Origin of the sequence: Vibrio sp. HENC-03 (assembly GCF_000305755.2) — a bacterium.
Classification (GTDB): domain Bacteria; phylum Pseudomonadota; class Gammaproteobacteria; order Enterobacterales; family Vibrionaceae; genus Vibrio; species Vibrio owensii.
Genome location: NZ_JH976124.1, coordinates 200,506 through 220,349 on the forward strand (window position 1 = coordinate 200,506; position 19,844 = coordinate 220,349).

Consider the following 19,844-nt stretch of genomic DNA (forward strand, 5'->3'; position numbering starts at 1 on the left):
AGCTTTATTCACAAACAAAGCTCTCTAGATATGAATGTACTTACAACTATTTGATGCTGGGTATTCTAATCAATAACTCGATAGCGTTGTCGAATGTAATCGACGATGTGCTTTATCTGGCTCTGCGCGTGTCTTCGTCCTAAATAGTACGCATACATAACACGCTTACGAGGCTCTAAGTTTTCAATTTGTAACGTCACGATGTTTGCATCCTTTACCATCGACGCTGGCAACATACCCATGTATTTGCCTGACTGAATCGCGTGATACGCCAAACCAAGATCATCCACCGTCAAACCTTGCTGTGGCGATACAGCGACTTCTTCAAATTGCTTGTTTACAAACATCCAGTTCATTGCTGGACGAGTTATCACTCCGGGCAGTGATTCCAACTGTTCGATGGAAAGAGTGAGTTCACTCAATTGATGGTTTTCAACGTAATCACGGTGGGCACAAACGACGTATGGAATATCCCATAAATGCAATGCGATTGCAGATGAATCGACAAGTGGACCGACTCGGAATGCTAAATCGATGTCATCTTTAATCAGATGCTTGTTGTCGTTCGACAGAGAAACATCTAGCTGAAGATCGGGGTGCGCTGCTGCAAAATCGATAAGCCACGCCCCAAGAAAATCAATGCCAGCACGAACGGGCATCGACACACTCAACTTCCCCTTGAAGGCAACTTCAGAATCCACCGCGAAATCTATCGACTGTCGAATTGTCCCAAGCAGAGCCGAGCAATTTTGATAAAGCTCTTCACCTCGAGTAGACACTTTGACTTCACGGGTGGTGCGATGAAGCAGCACTAAACCCAAGTTGTTTTCTAGCGCTTCAATACGTCGACTTACCGTACTGTGAGGAATTTCTAACCGCTCAGAAGCGCGCTTTAAGCTGCCCTCTTCTACCACGGTGCAAAATACCTGCAAATCATCCAACACTCGTTTCACGCAGAGCTCCTTTTAGCGAGTATGAATTTCTATTATCCCATTTTTGGAATAGTGATACTCAATATCGCCAATTTTTTCTCTCAGCGCAAGCGTCTAGTATTTGATTCACAGACACGGCAAACGCCCATTAATCGAATCACGAGGATGACATCATGAAAGCAGTATTACTGACTCAAACAGGCGGCAGCGACAAACTGGTATACCAAGAGGTAGCACAACCAACATTGAAAAAAGGACAAGTTTTGGTTCGCATTCACGCCGCACCAGTGAACTTCATTGATACCATCATTCGTGAAGGCAATATGCCTCCGGGTATGATGCCTGAGTTGCCATACATCTCTGGTGTAGAAGGCAGTGGCGTGATTGCCGATTCAAACAACACAAGCTTAAAAGAAGGTACGAAAGTCGCGTTTCTTGGCCCAATTGGCGCATCAACTTACGCAGAGTTTACTGCTGTCGATGCAGATAAGTTAGTCGTGCTACCAGAATCGGTCGACCTTCAAGAAGCCGCTGTTCTACCTGTTAACTACTTTACGGCTTACCACATGCTACATAACGTTGCTCGCGTTGAAGAAGGCAAAACAGCGCTGGTTTACGCAGCGTCCGGTGGCGTGGGTACGGCATTGATTCAATTGGCTAAGCTAGCAGGTCTAAACGTTATTGCTTTAGAGCGACAAGCCCACAAAGCAGAAAACGCATTGAAGATGGGTGCGGACCACGCATTTACCTCTGATAGCGATTGGGTAGAGTCAGTTAAAGAAGTCACCGAAGGTCGCGGAGTGAACTACATCTTTAACCCAGTAGCTGGTGATACCATAGTGCAAGACTTGGAAGTATTAGCGCCACTTGGTCACGTTGTTGTGTTTGGTTTCTTGGCGGGTATGGGTGAGACAAACTTGCAAGCCGAGGCGATTAAGCACTTTAGCAAAGCGCCAACTATTACTTACTCAGAAATCTACGCGACTTACTTCAACGACTACCCATTGGTGAAATCATCCATGGAAGCGCTTTACGAACTCCTAGAGCAAGGCAAAATTAAACCTGTGTTTACCACTCTTCCGTTGTCCGAAGCTGCGCAAGCACACGATAGAATCGAAAGTGGTTCGGTGATGGGCAAAATGTTGTTGCTACCGTAAATCTAAAGATTCCCCCACAATCAAAAAAGGTCGCTGTAATAGCGACCTTTTATCTTATCGGACTTCGCTATTCTGCAAGTAACTTCGGCCAGTTTTTATCCCCGCTCGCGATGTTACCCGGAATGTCTTGTTGCCAAGAGGCTTGAACGGATTTGCTGTAGTTTAGGTAGAGCTTTCCATCGTGAATATTCCACGCATTAGGATCTATCTTGGCGGTATAGCCTTTGCTCACAGCCCAAGCACAATAGCCGCCATATTGCGGTGCAAATTTCTCCGGATTTTTCACGAATACATCTCGATTTTCAGCCGATGAAAAGTACCATTTGGCATCATTCCAACGATAAGTGAAATCGCTGTCACCTTTGACTGGTTTTGATTGAGTGAAGTAGGCGACAGGGTCATAACCACGAATCGCTTTACCGAGAAAGTCGCTATAAACAGGATCAAGAGCGAAAGCAGGAAGCGTCAAACTCCCCCAAATGAAGAATACACTCAACAGTTTCAATATCAGCTTCATAACCTTCCCTCTCTACGTTATCCGATGTTTGATAATCAATCGCTTACCAGTATAGACAGGGAATAAGAGAAGAAACTTTCAGGCTTACAACATCTCAGCGTCGAAACGTGCCGTTCGAGCTTGGGCGATCGTACAGTTGGTTTCCGACATTAGCTCTGCCAAGGTAATGTTTGGCTTCTCCAAGACCAATCGAATCAGCTTGGCCTCTAAAGGTTCAAGCTTATCGCTGTGCTTAGCCAGACCAACTTCCATTTTGTTGATCACAAATCGCATCGGCTCAGATTCTTCTGCCTTGATATGATCGAGAAACGCTTTCAAATCCAAAGCCTCTCCAGCGATTTGCCAATTACGGGAGCGTCGAATGCGCTTCATTTCGCACTTCTTTTCAGCCGCAATTGCTTTAGCTCGCTTAGCATGATCACCACCAATTCGGTGGATCAAAGATGGTAGAGGGATGGATAGATTGCGACTATTCATTTTATGGAGTTCAACGCTGCGAAAACAACGTTAATAGTACTTTCAATATTAAATTAGTCCAACGTTAGAAGTGTTAATTACATTAGCAAGTGATTCGAGCCGAGAATCTCTCAAGCGTTGTTGAAAAATACGCTAGCAAAAACAAATATGGTGATTATTTTCTAATAAAGCGTGGCGTATGCGTAACCACCTACTGTTGCTAGTTTTTTTCACATTTCAAGGAATAGCGAAACCCATGGAGTTTACTTTAAGTCCTATTATTCAAGGCTCTATAAATCAAAACGGAACACCTATCGGAGGATTGAAAGTAGAGAGGACTATAGTTCATAACGGAGTCAAAACAGATGCTGTCGTTACGGATGAAAACGGAGATTTCTCGTTTAGCCCAGTTCTTCTACCACCTGATCACAAACAGCATTCTCTGCAAGATATAAGAGTAAAATTGGATGTTAGTACGATATTTGATGGTAATGAAGTAACCATATGGCAATCCAAACTTCACACGTATCAAGTTTCAGAACCGATCATTAAGTCGTTGCAAAACCTAAATTGTAATCTAGTCGAGCCGCTTAAAGTATTCTCATATCCAGAGTCAAAAAATGAGCCTGTTACAAATGAGGTTTATAGTATTTGTTCTCAAAGTGAGCTCAAGTTTGAGGAGTTATACTAAGTGAAAACACTCTCCCCTAAAGAAGCGCTTACATTTGCAGAGCAAGCTTACGAAATCGAGTTTGATACTAAAACATTCAAACCACACCGCAGATTAGCTAAAAAGTTTTCTTTTGATGTAGACAAAACGACCATCCAAGCACGAACAGGCTCAACTCTAGGGTTAGTTTCAAAAAGAATCTCTAATTTCGTACTTTGTGCAAAGGGGACTGGAGATCAAAATGGGCAATTTGTACTTGCATTCCGAGGTACCAACTTTGACTACACTGCAGATATACTAACCGACCTGAATATTGGAATAAAAGGAAGTAGCAACGGGTCTAGTGCTCATGCAGGGTTTGTTAACACATTTCATAGTTTGAAAGGCCACCTCTCTACCTATATACAAAGCAATGCTAACAGCATAAAAACAATACATTGTGTTGGTCATAGTTTAGGGGGCGCTATAGCCTCATTGTGTGCAGACTGGATTAGAGTTAATTTTAAAATCAATGTGGTACTTTATACCTTTGGAGCACCTCGTGTAGGCTTGCAACCTTACGCTCAAAAATCAACCAACTCAAACTTTGCAATTTTCCGTTGCACAAATGGTGCTGACCCCATACCAATGGTACCTTTGTGGCCATTTGTACATGCACCTATTGATAAACCAGAGTTCAGACTCGACTCATCCGTAGGTATTTTGGGAGATGCTCACAAGTTAGCATCTTCTATCGGGTATCAAAAAACACTTACTTCAGACTCTTGGCAACACATCGGAAGATCTTCGAAAATACATCTCCATAGATCTGTTAGATTAAAGTTTCAGAACAGTCATCAAGTCATGTTCAATGGTCATTGGGCTGACAAAATAGCAGCAGCATTGAGGACTCTATTAAAGGAAGCTGGATACGTTGGTTTAATTGCGATACAGGGAGCATTTGTAGGCAGTTTCACGTTCTATGATCTGGTAGCAAGATCCATAGAAAAAATCGTCCGAATTTCTGATAGGTTTAGGGAGCAAACAGAAGGGTTGTTGGGGCACATGCTCCGATTTGCTGGGAAAGTCGTTCATAAAATTACTGATCTATCATTTAAGTTCATAAAGTATGTATTTAACTTATTGTTGAAGAAGTTAAATAGTTCAGTCTTCAAAGCACTACAGTAACTATTGCCTACCCCACTACAGACACATTCTCAGCTACCCATTTAAGAAGCTGTTTCGCGGCTTTGGACAGCACTTGGTTTTGGCGAACGATGTAGCCAAAATCGGTGTTGGGGAAGCTGGGTAACGGCGTTACTTTTCTTGATAGTTTCAATCTTGGATCGAGTGAGAAGTCCGGCACAATTGCGGTTCCGAATCCGGCTTCTGCCCAATCAATTTGTGCCTCTACACTGCCTACTTCCATGACTCTATGTTTTGGCAGGTTTAGCTCTGGCAAAGACGCGTCAATCAGTTCACGCGTTCGGGTATCGTGACCGAGCAAGATCAGTGTTTGGTTCTCTTCGCTGTTATCTCGCCAATCGAAGATGTTATCGCCGAAAGCACACCAATGAATCTGGGTCAGCGACGTAAAGTGCAGTGGTTGGCTCTCTTTCTGGGCAATAACAAAACCGATGTCAGCACGAGCACTTTTTACCAAATCCACCGCTTGCGATGAGGTGGTGTTGAACAGTGCTAAGTCGATACCAGGGTATTCGTTTTTGAATTGTTGGAATGGCTTGATAAGTAACAGGCGCGAGACAATATCACTCGCCGCAATCGAGAGCGTTCCTTGCGTTAAGTCATTAATGGCATTGAGATCGGATTGGCAGATTTGCAGCTCATTCAACATGTGCTCGGCAGTGTCTAATAATCGCTTACCAGCCTGAGTCAGTTGTACTGGGTTGCGTTCAATCAACTTGGTACGAGTAGCTTGTTCTAGTTGCTTGATGTGAAGGCTGACATTTGGCTGCGTCATGTGCAGTTCAATCGCTGTTTTTCCGAAATGTTTTACTTCTGCCAAGGTGACAAACGTACGTAACCAGTTCAAATCCAACATAGAAAATTACCCGATATGACTTTCTTATCAAGTTAATGAGTATAATTAATTTCTCTTATTCATGCGAGCATCCTAAGATTTTCCGGTCTGTTTTTGGAGAATGAATTATGTCGTCTATCGTTGTTGTGGGTGCAAACTGGGGTGATGAAGGCAAAGGCCGCATCGTTGACTTTTTGGCAGAGCAAGCTTCTGCAAGCATTCGTTTCCAAGGTGGTAACAACGCGGGTCACACCGTAGTTAACGACCTGGGTACGTTCAAGCTACATCAGCTACCAAGTGGCGTTTTCAACCCTGACTGTTTGGCAGTTTTAGGTCCGGGTATGGTTATCAGCCCTGCGTCGCTGTCTGAGGAGATTGCGGAAGTCGCGGAAGCGGGCGTTAAAGTGAACATGTGCATTTCTGATCGCGCAACACTGTGTCTACCTCTACACGCACTAGAAGATACGCTAGAAGAACAACGCTTAGGCGACAAAGCATACGGTTCAACTCGTCAAGGTATTGCACCTGCATACGGTGACCGTGTGATGAAAAAAGGCATCCTAGTTGGTTGGCTGAAACAACCAGAAGTTCTAGTAGAACGCATCAAGTTCTGGATGGACTGGAAACTTCCTCAACTACGTGCACTTTACCCAACATTCGAGTTCGAGCAAACCGCTGAAGAAATGGCGAACTGGTTGCTGGAAGTGTCTGCCCCTTGGCGTGATGCTATTTGCAACGTAACGCTGCCGCTAAAAGAGCTACAAGCAAAAGACCAAACTCTACTGTTCGAAGCACAACTAGGTGCGGGCCGTGACCTTGTTTACGGTGAGTACCCATGGACAACCTCTTCAAACGTTGTGTCTATGTACGCTGGCATCGGTAGTGGTCTTCCTGCTCTGCGTCCAGAGCGTGTTATTGCAGTCGCAAAAGCGTTCAGCTCATCAGTAGGTACTGGTACGTTAATCACTGCAATGGAAGAGCAAGATGCATTCCGTGAACTAGCGGGTGAGTTCGGCGCAACAACAGGTCGCCCACGTGACATGGGTTACTTTGATGCAGTAGCGACTAAGAACGGCGTTGAGCTTCAGGCAGCGACTGAAATCGCACTGACAAAAGTAGACTGTCTGACAGGTCTTAAAGATCTAAAAATCTGTGTTGGTTACGAAGGCGAGCACAGTGAGAACCCAATTTGGCCTCAAACGGCTGCACTAGCACCAATCTACGAGAAGATGGAAAGCTGGAGTGAAGACATTACCGGTTGCCGTAAATTCGAAGAGCTACCAGTTGCGGCACAAAAATACGTTCTACGTATTGAAGAACTAATGGGTGTACCAGTGAAAATGGTATCGGTTGGTCCTGGTCGTGAACAAATGATTATGCGCTAAGACGTAAACAATACGTCTATTGGCAAGCGGCTTTTATCTTTTCCGGGGTAAAGCCGCTTTTTTTATGCACTTTATACTTTGTTAAAACAAGTACTGTTCTATGTTTTAACGAGCGTCAGAACGCTAATTCTTCCATCGGTCTCACCACAGAGCCATGTTGCTGAGACAGCAAGGAGAACTCAACTTCTTGCCCACATCCGCAGTAAAAGTCGTAACCTTCACCGGTTAAAAACGGCGTACTTTTATCGATAAACCAATCTCTAGATTTTTTAGTATGAAGCTCACCACAACTTGGGCAAGTCACTTCAATCGAGAAAGCTTTCGCAATCATATCCCTAACCTCTTGTTTATTGCATCACGTACAACGAAATCGTTTGCTGCAAATAAATTAAACGAAGTCTTGAAACACTTCGTTAAGATATTGTCAGAGGAAAGAGTGGAAAATGCGTGTTTCAACGACACTTTGAACAAGTTTTTGCAGAATTAGATAACCGACAAACTTTGCTCTACACACCCCTTTAGGGTGAATAAATTTTGAACGCTTATTTATCACAATTATGTGATAGTAAGACTCATTTTTTATTTTAAAATAGTAACTTATCGTTATTTTATAAGATCATCTTCACAGTTTGCGCTGAACATTTCCTAAATATGAGACGCTTAATATAGTTTTATGTCATTACTTGCTTGCGCTACTGATATCTGTGACCAATAAATTCTTCAAAAACGCCTCCAAAAGATGGACAAACAACATCAAATTGGGTGTGGTCGGTGTTCTTTCTTTCACGTTCACCATGTTGGCTTTCATCCCTCTTGCGAACCAACATCATAAAAAGCTCACCGAACAAGCGGTGGTGTCTATCGAAAATGAGTTTCGAGACAATGTGAATGATCTCACCTACTTGCTTGATGACGCGTTTTTTCTAAAAGCCTGCAATGATTTGATACATGACCTGAGAGCGAGCATCTTCAGCTTGGGAATGGCTAAAGATATCGCGACGTTCGACAGCGATGGTCAAGTGTTGTGTACCAGTAGCGAGCGCAGCCCATCTTTTTTTATTTACAAAACCATCTTAAAACGTCTTGGCGATAGCGATGTACACGCCACACTCTCCTACACTAAAAGCGCATTAACTCCGGACCAAGCACTGATTCTGTTTTTCACGAAACAAGAAGGCAGAGGCATTAGTGTGGTTTTTCCTAAGGAGTCATTAGAGACCCTCGTTGCTGATATATTTCGCTTTGGGGACATGGACTATCGGATTGATGTCATTGGGAGAACAGTAAGAAGCCCTAGCGATAAACAACCTCTGCGCATGGAAGAAGTCGCCTCAGATGTGCTGCCTTTTACGGTTTACTCTTGCATTGGCTTTGCGTTCTATCTGCAGTTTCTGGTGAGCAAGCTTTGGTTAGGATTGCTAGTGATGGCGTTTGCGCTTGTGGTTCGCCTATTCTTCACTTCGAAGAAGTTTGCTAAGAACAGTTTGGAATTCTCTCTTACACAAGCGATCAAAAGTCGAAATTTGAGTGTGCATTATCAGCCAATTGTGGATCAGCGAGATGGGTCAGTGATTGGTGGAGAATCCCTAGTGCGCTGGAACGATCCGGTTCAAGGCTTTATTTCCCCGGGTATCTTTATCCCTCTTGCAGAGAAAGTCGGCTTGATCGACCAGATCACTTATCTCGTTTTAGATAAAGCGATCAATATGATCGCCTCGAACAAGGTAACGTTCCATGGTCGTTACATCAGCGTGAATGTCAGTCGCTCTTTGATCTTGCAAGAGGATTTCATTAAAGAGGTAGAGTCTCGTTTGAAGTATCGTTACTTCATCAGCGAACGTTTGGTGTTTGAGATCACCGAAGAGGCTATCTTCAGTGGCGGCGAGCTCGCGGTGCTTCGTAAACATCTCGACCGCTTAGCCGTTCTGGGCATTCGTATTGCGGTCGATGACTTCGGCACGGGTTATTCGGGGCTGGACTTCATAAGCCAGTATCCGTTTGACATCATCAAAATCGACCGTGTATTCGTCACCAACTTAGGTAACGGACAAACCATCCAACCTTTGTTAGAAGCCATCCACACGCTTTCCCAAACGCTGAACATGTCCGTAATTGTGGAAGGCGTAGAAGAGCAAGCACAATTACGTGTTTTGCATGATCTCGGTTTCTACAACATACAAGGCTTTTACTTCTCGAAGCCGATACCGAAGCCTGACTTCCTCGAATATTTGGAATCGAAACAGGCAACGACACTACAAACTCTCACGCCCGCTCTAAACTGAGTTTAAAGTTCTCTGGCTCTTGGCTGAGCGATGGATGCTCAGCCAAGTCTTACCTTAAAATCCTCATCATACGTCGTCTTACTTACAAATCAGTAATTTACAATTAACCAATTGTTAAACACACTGCCGAAAGATCTCACTTGTTAATGAAGCAAGCCAATTAGGTTAAACACTTGATTTAATGTTCTTTAAGTGATTAGTTGATCACGATTTTCATCTGTAAATTGGTGAACTTGTGCTCAAAAAATCTACCGCACTGTTTTTAGGATAGATATCGCTTCCCCCAACATCTAACCCAAAAACAGGTGAATCCTATGACTAAAAAGTTTCTCCGCCTAAGTACGATCACGTTCGGTTTGTGCATGAGTTCTTTGGCCTTCGCCAATGCCGACCTACCAAACATTAAGATCTTAGCAACCGGCGGTACTATCGCTGGCGCTGGTCAATCAGCAACGGAATCCAATTACACCGCAGGTAAAGTCGGAGTAGATTCGCTGATCAATGCCGTTCCTAGCATGACCAAGATTGCCGACATTTCTGGCGAGCAAGTGGTCAGCATCGGCTCTCAAGACATGAACGATGAAGTCTGGTTGACGTTAGCCAAACGCGTAAACGAATTACTCGCTCAAGATGATGTTGACGGCATTGTGATTACTCACGGTACCGACACGCTCGAAGAGACCGCCTACTTTCTTGACTTAACGGTGAAGAGTGACAAGCCTGTTGTCATCGTCGGTGCAATGCGCCCTTCTACTGCAATGAGTGCAGACGGCCCAGTTAACCTCTACAACGCCGTGGTGACGGCAACGGATGAGGACTCTCAAGGTCGAGGGGTTTTGGTTGCGATGAATGACACCATCTTCGATGCACGTGACGTAACGAAAACTAACACAACCTCAGTAAGCACCTTCCAATCACCGAACTTTGGCCCGCTCGGTTACATTCACAACAGCGATGCAAAGTACCAACGCAGCCCAGAGCGTAAGCACACCACAGAAACAACCTTCGATGTTTCCAAGCTCGATAAGTTGCCACAAGTTGGTATCGTTTATAACTACGCCAATGCGTCGAGCTTACCTGTGAAAGCATTCGTCGATGCGAAATTTGATGGCATCGTCAGCGCAGGTGTGGGCAATGGTAACTTGTACCACACGGTATTTGATGAGTTAGAAAAGGCGAGTAAAGATGGCATCATGGTTGTTCGCAGCTCTCGCACACCAACCGGCTCTACTACCCTAGATGCTGAAATTGACGACGATAAATACGGTTTCGTGGCATCTGGTACGTTGAACCCACAGAAAGCTCGTATTTTGTTGATGCTATCGCTAACACAGACCAAAAATTACCAAGACATTCAGAAGATGTTCCAACATTACTAATCGAACAGTTCACGAACTTTTCGATGAGTTAAAGCTAACCGCTAATTAAAAAGAGGAGGCTCAGATGCCTCCTCTTTTGTTACTTTTCACTAGCAACTTAGCCAAACAAGCGACGCTTCATCCCTGCTCTTTCAAGAATGCGCGTAGTAATTTCTTCCACCGACAGCGATGACGTGTTGATGTAAGGAATGGCTTCTCTTCTAAACAGCGCTTCTACCGTATCAAGCTCCAACTTACATTGCTCTGTGCTGGCGTATTCGCTGCCTGACAAGCGGTTCTCGCGGATTTCATTTAACCGTTCTGGGTTGATGGTTAAACCAAACAGTTTATGGCGATGGATTTCAAACTCCGGCAATAAACGCATCATCTTGACGTCTTCGGCGATAAACGGGTAGTTCACCACACGTAAACCAAATTGCATCGCCATGTACAGACTGGTTGGGGTTTTGCCACTGCGAGAAACACCAAGAAGGATAATATCGGCCTCATCCAAGCCTTTAAGTGTGATGCCGTCATCATGAGCAAGCGTGTATTCAATCGCTGCGATACGGTCGAAATAGGTGTCCGAATCTTTGCTTACGCTACGTGAGCGCTGCATCTTCGGTTGTGGCTCCATCTGAATGTCGTCCTGCACCTTCTGCACAATGCTTTCTAGCACGTCATAGCTATGAGCTGGGGCTTTTAGCAGCATTTCACGAATTTCTGGCACAACAATCGAGAAGAAAACCAAAGGTTTAATCCCATCACGCTGGTAGGAAATCTCGATTTCTTTGATGACATCGGCGACTTTGTCTTCACTTTCGACAAAAGGAAAGGTTTTTTCATTAGGAATGAAGGAAAACTGACCCAGAACAACATGCCCTAACGTCTCACATGTTATGGCCGTTCCGTCAGAAACATAGAATACATCACGACTTTGGCTATTTATTTGCATTTTAGTTTAATTTTTAAAATTCATTTGAGTAGGATGGTTTACATAATATTAATAAATGAGTTTGGCTTGCAATTGCGTGCCCCACAGCTTTGAAAATTCTTCGGAGTTTTTTTAAGCCAAGACGTAATCGTTTGCCTTTCATATCAACCACGAAAAGTGTTGAACCATGTTTGCGTCGGAAAATTCGTTTAAGCCCCAGTTGGGAAGTTGTAGTTAACGCCACTTATCTACAATGGCTGCTTGTCAGCTCGATACTGCGTCTTCAATGACATTGACCTGCAAGGATGCTCAACCGCTGTTCGAGGTTGGTATAAATCCCTACAAAGCTGCAATGTTTCTGGAGAAAGACATGCAAAAGAACACCCTCTGGTTCAATGGACTATCCATGGATGATGTCGACAAAGTCGGCGGTAAAAATGCTTCACTTGGCGAAATGGTTTCCAACCTAGCCAATGTTGGTGTATCAGTACCAAACGGTTTTGCGACAACCTCGTATGCGTTTAACCAATTCCTTGACCACGAAGGTTTGGATGAGCGTATTCACCAACTACTTGATGAACTGGACGTTGAGGATGTAGAAGCCCTGCGCAAGACAGGTGCCACTATTCGTCAATGGGTATTAGAAGCCCCGTTCCCTGCGGATCTTGAACAAGACATCCGCGATAACTACAAAGAACTGACAGACAATCATCCTGAGATTTCTGTTGCCGTTCGCTCTTCTGCAACTGCAGAGGATCTACCGGATGCGTCATTTGCAGGTCAGCAAGAGACGTTCCTAAACGTAAAAGGCATTGATGCAGTATTAGAAGCGACCAAGCACGTTTACGCTTCTTTGTTCAATGACCGTGCTATTTCATACCGTGTACACCAAGGCTTTAACCACCGTGGCATTTCGCTATCGGCAGGTATTCAACGCATGGTGCGCTCGGACAAAGCCTCTTCTGGCGTTATGTTCACTCTAGATACGGAATCTGGCTTCGACCAAGTCGTATTCATCACCTCTTCTTGGGGCTTGGGTGAAATGGTGGTTCAGGGTGCAGTTAACCCTGATGAATTCTACGTTCACAAGCCAATGCTAGAAGCGGGTCAGCACCCAATTGTTAAGAAGACCTTTGGCTCTAAGCAGATCAAAATGATCTACTCAGACCGCCAAGAGATCGGCAAGCAAGTTGAGATCATCGACACGTCAGTAGAAGAGCGCAACGCCTTCTCTTTGAATGATGAAGAGATCAAAGAGCTAGCAAAACAGGCGATGATCATCGAGAAGCACTACAAACGTCCTATGGATATTGAGTGGGCAAAAGATGGCATCGACGGCAAACTTTACATCGTACAGGCACGCCCAGAGACCGTATGTTCTCAAAGCGAACAAAACGTGATTGAGCGTTACGAGCTAAGCAACAAAGCAGATGTGTTGGTTGAAGGTCGTGCGATTGGTCAACGTATCGGTAAAGGCCCAGTGCGCTTAGTCGATTCTCTAGAGCAAATGTCATTGGTCCAAGACGGTGATGTGCTGGTGACAGACATGACTGACCCAGATTGGGAACCAGTAATGAAGAAGGCGTCCGCGATTGTCACGAACCGTGGCGGCCGTACTTGCCACGCAGCGATCATCGCACGTGAGCTTGGTATTCCGGCTATCGTTGGTTGTGGTGATGCCACCAGCAAACTGACGGACGGCGAGACCGTGACTGTGTCTTGTGCAGAAGGTGAAACGGGTTACGTTTACCAAGGCGAGCTGGATTTTGAAATCAAGCGCTCTGCAGTCGATGAGCTTCCGCTGCTTCCAACCAAAGTGATGATGAACGTGGGTAACCCAGACCGTGCATTCGACTTCGCTCAAATTCCAAACGAAGGTGTCGGTCTTGCGCGTCTTGAATTCATCATCAACAAGATGATTGGTATTCACCCGAAAGCCTTGCTGAACTTTGATGCGCAAAGCGATGAGCTAAAAGCTGAAATCACTGAGCGTATTCGTGGCTACAAAGACCCAATCGATTTCTACGTTAGTAAGCTAACCGAAGGCATTGCGACTATCGCATCTGCATTCTGGCCAAAACGCGTGATCGTTCGTATGTCTGATTTCAAATCGAACGAGTACAGCAACTTGGTCGGCGGTAAAGGTTACGAACCACATGAAGAGAACCCAATGCTGGGCTTCCGTGGTGCGTCTCGCTACATTTCTCCAGTGTTTGAAGACTGTTTCGAGCTAGAAACTCAAGCAATCAAACGCGTTCGTAACGAGATGGGTCTGAAGAACGTTGAAATCATGATCCCATTCGTACGTACACCGAGCGAAGCGGCATCGGTTATCGACCTACTGGCTAAGTTCGACCTACGCCGCGGCGACCAAGGTTTGAAAGCCATCATGATGTGTGAGCTACCGTCAAACGCAGTACTTGCTGAAGAGTTCTTGAAGTACTTCGATGGTTTCTCTATCGGCTCAAACGACATGACTCAGCTTACGCTTGGTCTTGACCGTGACTCTGGCGACGTTGCTCACCTATTCGATGAGCGCAACCCAGCAGTGAAAGCCATGCTGCAAATGGCCATCGATGCGGCAACCAAAGCAGGCAAATACGTCGGTATCTGTGGCCAAGGCCCATCAGACCACGATGACCTAGCGGAATGGTTGATGGAACAAGGCATCAGCTCAGTGTCATTGAACCCAGATACGGTTATCGATACTTGGTTGAAGCTAGGTAACGTGAGCAAGTAATACGCTCCTTCCCAACTCGCAATGCAAAGCCCTCAAGCCTCGGTTTGAGGGCTTTTTCTTTGTCTATCATGTCAAAGCTCTGTGAGTTCGTGACGACAATCCCAACCTAAATGACGTGCTAATTTTCCCTCTGAGATTTTTCACCTAGAATGAAAGAATCTGATTTCATAAAAGAATGGACCTATGAAAAAGTCACTTGCACTTGTTACCGCTTTAACGCTACTCGCCTCTCCGGCTTACGCAGATTGGGACGACATTTCTAACAGTCTCTCAGACCTTGGTGATGCCGTCTCTGATACCGCAAAAGACACTTGGGATGACACCAAGGCGTTCTCTAAACAAGCTTGGCAAGATTTCACTAACTGGTCTGAAGATGCGATCAACACCGCGGGTGAATGGACCGATGCCAGCATTGAGACCAGTAAAAAGTGGATCGACGATGCCGATAAGAAAATCGATGAATTGATGGAAGGTGATACGCCAGAAGAAGCGCGCCAAGCGATCGATTTGATGGCGGATAGCACCCTGCTAAAACTCTTCAATGAGAAGCCAGAAGCGAAAGATCTTTACGACAAAGCTTACGGCTATGCAGTGTTTGATTCACGCAAACTGTCGTTGATGTTCCATACCAACTCCGGCTCAGGTGTTGCAGTCAACAAGTCAACGGATAAGCGCACTTACATGAACATGTTTGGTGCGGGTGTTGCCCTTGGTGTTGGTGGTAAGTTCTACCAACAAGTCGTGCTGTTTGAGGAAGAAAAAGACTTCAACACCTTTGTCGAGGAAGGTTGGGAAGCATCGAGTGAAGCTTCTTTAGTTGCTGGTGAGGATGGCGAAGAAATGACAGCGCAATTCAACAGCGGCGTGGCGGTATATCAGCTAAACACCACAGGCTTGTTGGTTGATGCTAACGTTTCTGGCTCGAAATACTGGGTCAACAAAGAGCTGACCGATTCGCAGTAATCGCTTGGTTACAATGATTTATTGATGGGGAGGACAACGCTCCCCTTTTTGATCACTTTGGGATCATTGTCTGTTGCGTTATGCTTATCTCAACCTTTATCGCACACTCGAATTCCCATGCCTAACGACGCATTCAACACTCAACTTGCAGAGACAATTTCTGCCCTAAATTCACCAAGTTTTACGCCCAAACTGATGCGCGTTATTGCTTCGTTATTGAGTTTTGATTGCGCGGTGATCCTCGGTTACCGTGAAGGCAAACACCCTATCTATCTGTATGATTCGATTGAGAATGAGCGCGAGCTTTTGTTCCAGCGTTATCTCACCACCTCTTTTCAAAACGACCCGTTTTACCAGAAGCTTAACGCCAACAAAGAGCAAGGCATTTTTACGCTCAAAGATGTCGTAGGCAAAGATGTCGCGCGTAACGATCTCGATTACCAAGCCTACTGTGAGCAGTTTTACCATCAAACAGGCTGGAAGGATGAGCTCAGTATGCTGATTGAAATCGAGCCGACACGTTGGGTGATGCTCTACTTTGGATTTATGCAAGACGATAAACGCTTCACCAAGGCTCAAGTCACCAAGCTCAAATCTTACTTCTCGATTATTCAGTCTTTGTGCCAACAACATTGGAAACAAACAGAGTTTACACTCGCCGAGCCAGTATTCAGCCCTAACGTTTATTCAGGACAAATGCGTGCCGCGATTGAATCCGCACTGGCATCTTTTGGCCAAACCGTCCTCACTAATCGAGAACAAGAAATCGCGGCATTGATCGCGCAAGGCTATGACAGCAAAGAGATAGCAACGCAGCTAGATGTGGTAGAAGGCACAGTTAAGAATCACCGTAAACGCATCTACGCACAACTGAATGTGGCGTCTTTAAGCGAGTTCTTTCAGTTGTTTCTCAACCACCTGATCACTCAATCAAGATAACAAACTGTCCCTTTAGGGATATATCTCGATTCCGCATCGCCTTTTAATCTGAATACAACCAAACCAGATAAAGATAAGACGATGACACTGATTGAAGATTTACAAGCTCGCGGTTTGATTGCCCAAGCGAGCGATTTAGACCAAGTTCAACAACTGCTTTCTACGCCACAAACCTTGTACTGCGGTTTCGATCCAACCGCAGGTAGCTTGCACATTGGCCACCTTGTGCCACTGATTATGCTCAAGCGCTTTCAAGATGCAGGACACCAAGCCATCGCCCTGATCGGTGGAGCTACGGGTATGATCGGCGACCCGAGCTTTAAAGCCACAGAGCGAAGCTTAAACTCAGAAGAAACCGTAACGGGTTGGGTACAAGATCTGTCGAATCAAATTCAACAGTTGATGAATAACCAAGTCAGCAAGCCAATGATCATGGTAAACAATGCGGATTGGGTGAAGCAGATTAACGTGATCGACTTCTTCCGCGACGTAGGTAAGCATTTCTCCGTAAATACCATGATCAGCCGAGAGTCTGTTAAACAACGTTTACAACGTCCAGACCAAGGCATTTCATTCACCGAGTTTAGTTACGCACTGCTGCAATCTTACGACTTCGCAGAATTAAACCGTCAGTACGGCTGCCGCCTACAAATCGGTGGCAATGACCAATGGGGCAACATTGTTAGCGGCATTGACCTTACTCGCCGCCAAAATGGTGAGCAGGTCTTCGGTCTAACCTTACCTTTGATCACCAAATCTGACGGCACTAAATTTGGTAAAACCGAAGGTGGCGCAGTGTGGTTAGATCCAAGTAAGACCTCGCCTTACGCTTTCTACCAATTCTGGTTATCCGCGGAAGATACCGATGTTTACCACTTCCTGCGCTACTACACCTTCTTGAGTTGCGATGAGATTGCTGCAATTGAAGCACAAGACAAAGAGAGCAAAGGCAAACCACAAGCACAGCGTATCCTAGCAGAGCAAATGACGAGTTTTGTCCACGGTGAAGAAGGCTTAGCAAGTGCAGAGCGAATCACTCAAGCGCTATTTAGCGGCAATGTGCAGCAGCTAAGTTTGAGCGAGCTAAAACAGTTGGAACTCGATGGCTTACCGAGCATGCAAAGTGCTGAGCAAGATTTGGTCGAGCTTCTGGTTGAATCAGGCTTAGCCAACTCAAAGCGTATTGCTCGTGAACTGATTGGCAACAACGCCATCAGTGTGAACGGCGAGAAAGTTGACGCAGAAAACCCAAGTTTGAACTTCCCGTTGTTCGATCAGTACTGGTTACTTCAACGCGGTAAAAAGCATTTCTACTTGGTGAAACGCATCGAGGGTTAACGGTTCCCATCTAACGACCTAGCTAGACCAACTAAAACGCGAGCCAAAGTGCTCGCGTTTTTGTTTCCCTATTTTGTGAAGCCAAAAGCTAACTTTAGAGTGGATGCCCGTTATAGTGTTGTTCTTCAAACACAATAAAATATAACACCACAAAACCATGATCAGACACATTCTACTCATCAAATTTAAAGCATCTGCCACCAGCGACAAAATCCAACAACTTCGAGAGCTATTCGAAGCCATGCCAACGAAAGTGGAAGGCGTAACCGACGTTGAATGGGGCTTAAACAACAGCCCAGAAGGAAAGAATAAAGACTACACACACGCCGTGATGATGACGTTTGCCGATGAAGCGGGTCGTCAGAACTACCTACCTCATCCAGAACACGATGCATTGAAAGAGGTATTTAGACCACTACTTGAAGACATCATCGTGTTTGATTACGAAATCTAATTGATGTGTTCAGCCAATCGATTCAAGCCATCAACTCGCGAGTCAAAGGTCCAACCTTTTGTTGCAGCTTTGACTCTCAGTACTAAATTAAGGATATTGAAGTAAGCGACATCAACGACAAAAGGGCGTGAATATTGAAAGATTTATACTCCAACTTAGACTTAAATCTTCTGAGAACTTTTTTGGTCATCTATCAGGAGCAAAATCTTCAAAAAGCGTCTAATCGATTGTTCGTCACCGCGCCCGCACTCAGTAAATCCTTAACTAAGTTGAGAAACCATTTCGATGATCCGTTGTTTGTCAAAGTGCCAACGGGGCTATCACCAACTCACTTTGCTACGGAACTTTACGGTGTCATTGAGCCAACGTTCGATAAGCTCTCGAAAAAGCTGAACTCCCTCAACCAATTCGACCCTGCCGAGCTTGAAGGTAAAATCACCGTCGCGATTTCCCCGATATTATTGCAAGCTTTAGGCAAAGACCTATTTAGTGAAATTAGCCGACAAGCGCCCAACGTGGAACTTCACTTGCCTTGCTGGAACAATAACTCACTCGATGATCTTGCCAATGGAACCTGTAAAGTCGGCATTAACTACGAGTTACCTTTCTCGCGCAAAGACATTCTTAGCGAAGTGGTGGGGCAAGACTTGTTTGGCATCTACGTTCGTAAAGACCACCCTCTGGCAGCAAAAACCATTTCGTTGGCCGACACCATTTCTTACCCTCTGGCGCTTTTGCTCGTCACGGATTGGAACATCGATGAACCATACGCGATCAAAGTACTTCGAGAATACTATCCCGATGTTCCACCAAAGATTGCGTTTCGCTCCGAGTTACCATCCCCTATTCTGGAAATATTGGCAGAGACCGACCTGCTGTTTCCCTATACCGCCTTTTTCCACATTGAGCGTTATCCCAACCTCACCGCTTTGAATATCAAGAAAGATCAGTTGGACAAACTGCTTAAGCGGATTCATGTCTATTACCCCAACAAGGATCGATTCGACCCTGTTCAGCAATGGCTAATGGCAATTATTTCTAACTTACTGAATCAATTACCTCAGGCACACAACCCTATTAACTCTTAGTTAATACCCATTTTCCTTCTGCTCAATATTCATCCAGATGTATTAAAAGTAAGATTTTCTCATCGGTCGGGCATGCATCGCTCTGCCTTTCTTCCAAGCGATTATGAGAAATCACCAATGAGAAAATCACTTCTAGCTACCATCGTTTTTAGTTCTCTTTCTGTTAATGCTTACGCTGTGCAAGTCGACACTCGTGAAGCTAATCGTCAAACCTCAATCTTAATTGATCAACAACTTTCCGCTTCACAGGCGATGTATGTCGCAAGCTTGAATGCACGTAATCAACAAATGGAATTGAGTGAGTTTGCAACGGAAGACGCTACCGATGAAAGCAGTTGGGATAGCGCAGGCGCAATTGCTGGCGGCCTTCTTGTTGGTGCGGTAGGCAGTATCAGTACGGGTGGTTCAAGTTCCGATCCTGCTTCACCAATGAAGCCAATCTCAGTGACACCAAATAACCCAATCGAGACCGAGATTGGTAACCCGAACATGGAATACAACTACGCATGGCACGACCAAACGCTGATCATCACTGAGAAAGGCACTGATGTTTGGGTAGCGACAGGTACGCTTGAGAAGACCAACTCTGGAGTAGAACTGGTTATCAAGCA

Annotated in this window: 19 protein-coding genes; 13 read left to right on the top strand and 6 right to left on the bottom strand. The window is 45.1% G+C overall.

Features of this window, described 5'->3' with window-relative positions:
- Positions 1 to 65: 65 nt before the first annotated feature.
- A complete protein-coding gene (locus tag VCHENC03_RS11460) occupies positions 66 to 953 on the bottom strand; it encodes a LysR family transcriptional regulator (RefSeq protein WP_009706313.1) in 888 nt (295 codons plus the stop codon).
- A gap of 152 nt (positions 954 to 1,105) precedes the next feature.
- Between VCHENC03_RS11460 and VCHENC03_RS11455 the strand changes: the two genes are divergently transcribed.
- Positions 1,106 to 2,089, top strand: a complete 984-nt coding sequence (locus tag VCHENC03_RS11455; RefSeq protein WP_009706314.1) for a quinone oxidoreductase family protein — start codon at positions 1,106 to 1,108, stop codon at positions 2,087 to 2,089.
- Between the two features lie 67 nt (positions 2,090 to 2,156).
- Here the strand turns inward: VCHENC03_RS11455 and VCHENC03_RS11450 are convergent, their stop codons facing one another.
- Together VCHENC03_RS11450 and VCHENC03_RS0125945 are read right to left on the bottom strand one after the other, a co-directional pair.
- Entirely contained in the window at positions 2,157 to 2,606 is a 450-nt protein-coding gene (locus VCHENC03_RS11450; protein WP_009706315.1) for a YHS domain-containing (seleno)protein, read from the bottom strand.
- 84 nt (positions 2,607 to 2,690) lie between these two features.
- On the bottom strand, positions 2,691 to 3,083 hold the full coding sequence (locus tag VCHENC03_RS0125945) for a ribosome recycling factor family protein (protein WP_032802786.1): 393 nt from the start codon (positions 3,081 to 3,083) through the stop codon (positions 2,691 to 2,693).
- Positions 3,084 to 3,261: 178 nt separating this feature from the next.
- Between VCHENC03_RS0125945 and VCHENC03_RS0125950 the strand changes: the two genes are divergently transcribed.
- Both VCHENC03_RS0125950 and VCHENC03_RS11445 read left to right on the top strand, forming a co-directional pair.
- On the top strand, positions 3,262 to 3,753 hold the full coding sequence (locus VCHENC03_RS0125950; RefSeq protein WP_232310343.1) for a DUF1416 domain-containing protein: 492 nt from the start codon (positions 3,262 to 3,264) through the stop codon (positions 3,751 to 3,753).
- On the top strand, positions 3,754 to 4,899 hold the full coding sequence (locus VCHENC03_RS11445) for a lipase family protein (RefSeq protein ID WP_009706317.1): 1,146 nt from the start codon (positions 3,754 to 3,756) through the stop codon (positions 4,897 to 4,899).
- A gap of 7 nt (positions 4,900 to 4,906) precedes the next feature.
- Here VCHENC03_RS11445 and VCHENC03_RS11440 read toward each other — a convergent pair whose 3' ends face one another.
- On the bottom strand, positions 4,907 to 5,773 hold the full coding sequence (locus tag VCHENC03_RS11440; protein WP_009706318.1) for a LysR family transcriptional regulator: 867 nt from the start codon (positions 5,771 to 5,773) through the stop codon (positions 4,907 to 4,909).
- A gap of 107 nt (positions 5,774 to 5,880) precedes the next feature.
- On the opposite strand from VCHENC03_RS11440, the gene VCHENC03_RS11435 reads away from it, so the two are divergent.
- Positions 5,881 to 7,137, top strand: a complete 1,257-nt coding sequence (locus VCHENC03_RS11435; protein ID WP_005439252.1) for an adenylosuccinate synthase — start codon at positions 5,881 to 5,883, stop codon at positions 7,135 to 7,137.
- 115 nt (positions 7,138 to 7,252) lie between these two features.
- On the opposite strand, the gene VCHENC03_RS11430 is transcribed toward VCHENC03_RS11435, so the two are convergent.
- A complete protein-coding gene (locus VCHENC03_RS11430) occupies positions 7,253 to 7,468 on the bottom strand; it encodes a hypothetical protein (RefSeq protein WP_009706319.1) in 216 nt (71 codons plus the stop codon).
- Between the two features lie 463 nt (positions 7,469 to 7,931).
- Between VCHENC03_RS11430 and VCHENC03_RS11425 the strand changes: the two genes are divergently transcribed.
- On the top strand, positions 7,932 to 9,419 hold the full coding sequence (locus tag VCHENC03_RS11425; RefSeq protein ID WP_032802855.1) for an EAL domain-containing protein: 1,488 nt from the start codon (positions 7,932 to 7,934) through the stop codon (positions 9,417 to 9,419).
- A gap of 314 nt (positions 9,420 to 9,733) precedes the next feature.
- The gene (gene ansB, locus VCHENC03_RS11420; RefSeq protein WP_009706321.1) at positions 9,734 to 10,798 is read left to right on the top strand and encodes an L-asparaginase 2; all 1,065 of its coding nucleotides are present in this window, start codon (positions 9,734 to 9,736) and stop codon (positions 10,796 to 10,798) included.
- A gap of 97 nt (positions 10,799 to 10,895) precedes the next feature.
- Here the strand turns inward: ansB and ppsR are convergent, their stop codons facing one another.
- Positions 10,896 to 11,732 carry a posphoenolpyruvate synthetase regulatory kinase/phosphorylase PpsR gene (gene ppsR, locus VCHENC03_RS11415; protein ID WP_005439262.1) on the bottom strand — a complete coding sequence of 279 codons (837 nt, stop codon included), beginning with the start codon at positions 11,730 to 11,732 and terminating at the stop codon, positions 10,896 to 10,898.
- Between the two features lie 349 nt (positions 11,733 to 12,081).
- Between ppsR and ppsA the strand changes: the two genes are divergently transcribed.
- The 7 genes from ppsA to VCHENC03_RS11380 form a co-directional block, all read left to right on the top strand.
- A complete protein-coding gene (gene ppsA, locus VCHENC03_RS11410) occupies positions 12,082 to 14,451 on the top strand; it encodes a phosphoenolpyruvate synthase (protein WP_032802856.1) in 2,370 nt (789 codons plus the stop codon).
- Between the two features lie 183 nt (positions 14,452 to 14,634).
- On the top strand, positions 14,635 to 15,414 hold the full coding sequence (locus VCHENC03_RS11405) for a hypothetical protein (RefSeq protein ID WP_009706323.1): 780 nt from the start codon (positions 14,635 to 14,637) through the stop codon (positions 15,412 to 15,414).
- Between the two features lie 117 nt (positions 15,415 to 15,531).
- Positions 15,532 to 16,353, top strand: coding sequence for a LuxR family transcriptional regulator (locus VCHENC03_RS11400; protein WP_009706324.1), 822 nt, complete (start codon positions 15,532 to 15,534; stop codon positions 16,351 to 16,353).
- A gap of 81 nt (positions 16,354 to 16,434) precedes the next feature.
- The gene (gene tyrS / locus VCHENC03_RS11395) at positions 16,435 to 17,691 is read left to right on the top strand and encodes a tyrosine--tRNA ligase (RefSeq protein WP_009706325.1); all 1,257 of its coding nucleotides are present in this window, start codon (positions 16,435 to 16,437) and stop codon (positions 17,689 to 17,691) included.
- A 157-nt stretch (positions 17,692 to 17,848) separates the two neighbouring features.
- A complete protein-coding gene (locus VCHENC03_RS11390; RefSeq protein ID WP_009706326.1) occupies positions 17,849 to 18,145 on the top strand; it encodes a Dabb family protein in 297 nt (98 codons plus the stop codon).
- Between the two features lie 134 nt (positions 18,146 to 18,279).
- Positions 18,280 to 19,233, top strand: coding sequence for a LysR family transcriptional regulator (locus VCHENC03_RS11385; RefSeq protein ID WP_083481843.1), 954 nt, complete (start codon positions 18,280 to 18,282; stop codon positions 19,231 to 19,233).
- 117 nt (positions 19,234 to 19,350) lie between these two features.
- Positions 19,351 to 19,844: hypothetical protein (locus VCHENC03_RS11380; RefSeq protein ID WP_009706328.1), on the top strand; the 494-nt coding region annotated here is incomplete at its 3' end.

Excerpts from the sequence above, each read along its gene's own strand:
- VCHENC03_RS11455 (WP_009706314.1), top strand. The coding sequence starts at position 1,106 with ATGAAAGCAGTATTACTGACTCAAACAGGCGGCAGCGACAAACTGGTA.
- tyrS (WP_009706325.1), top strand. The coding sequence starts at position 16,435 with ATGACACTGATTGAAGATTTACAAGCTCGCGGTTTGATTGCCCAAGCG.
- VCHENC03_RS11425 (WP_032802855.1), top strand. The coding sequence starts at position 7,932 with ATGTTGGCTTTCATCCCTCTTGCGAACCAACATCATAAAAAGCTCACC.
- VCHENC03_RS0125950 (WP_232310343.1), top strand. The coding sequence starts at position 3,262 with ATGCGTAACCACCTACTGTTGCTAGTTTTTTTCACATTTCAAGGAATA.
- VCHENC03_RS0125945 (WP_032802786.1), bottom strand. The coding sequence starts at position 3,083 with ATGAATAGTCGCAATCTATCCATCCCTCTACCATCTTTGATCCACCGA.
- ansB (WP_009706321.1), top strand. The coding sequence starts at position 9,734 with ATGACTAAAAAGTTTCTCCGCCTAAGTACGATCACGTTCGGTTTGTGC.
- VCHENC03_RS11390 (WP_009706326.1), top strand. The coding sequence starts at position 17,849 with ATGATCAGACACATTCTACTCATCAAATTTAAAGCATCTGCCACCAGC.
- VCHENC03_RS11430 (WP_009706319.1), bottom strand. The coding sequence starts at position 7,468 with ATGATTGCGAAAGCTTTCTCGATTGAAGTGACTTGCCCAAGTTGTGGT.
- VCHENC03_RS11400 (WP_009706324.1), top strand. The coding sequence starts at position 15,532 with ATGCCTAACGACGCATTCAACACTCAACTTGCAGAGACAATTTCTGCC.
- VCHENC03_RS11440 (WP_009706318.1), bottom strand. The coding sequence starts at position 5,773 with ATGTTGGATTTGAACTGGTTACGTACGTTTGTCACCTTGGCAGAAGTA.
- ppsA (WP_032802856.1), top strand. The coding sequence starts at position 12,082 with ATGCAAAAGAACACCCTCTGGTTCAATGGACTATCCATGGATGATGTC.
- VCHENC03_RS11450 (WP_009706315.1), bottom strand. The coding sequence starts at position 2,606 with ATGAAGCTGATATTGAAACTGTTGAGTGTATTCTTCATTTGGGGGAGT.
- VCHENC03_RS11405 (WP_009706323.1), top strand. The coding sequence starts at position 14,635 with ATGAAAAAGTCACTTGCACTTGTTACCGCTTTAACGCTACTCGCCTCT.
- ppsR (WP_005439262.1), bottom strand. The coding sequence starts at position 11,732 with ATGCAAATAAATAGCCAAAGTCGTGATGTATTCTATGTTTCTGACGGA.
- VCHENC03_RS11435 (WP_005439252.1), top strand. The coding sequence starts at position 5,881 with ATGTCGTCTATCGTTGTTGTGGGTGCAAACTGGGGTGATGAAGGCAAA.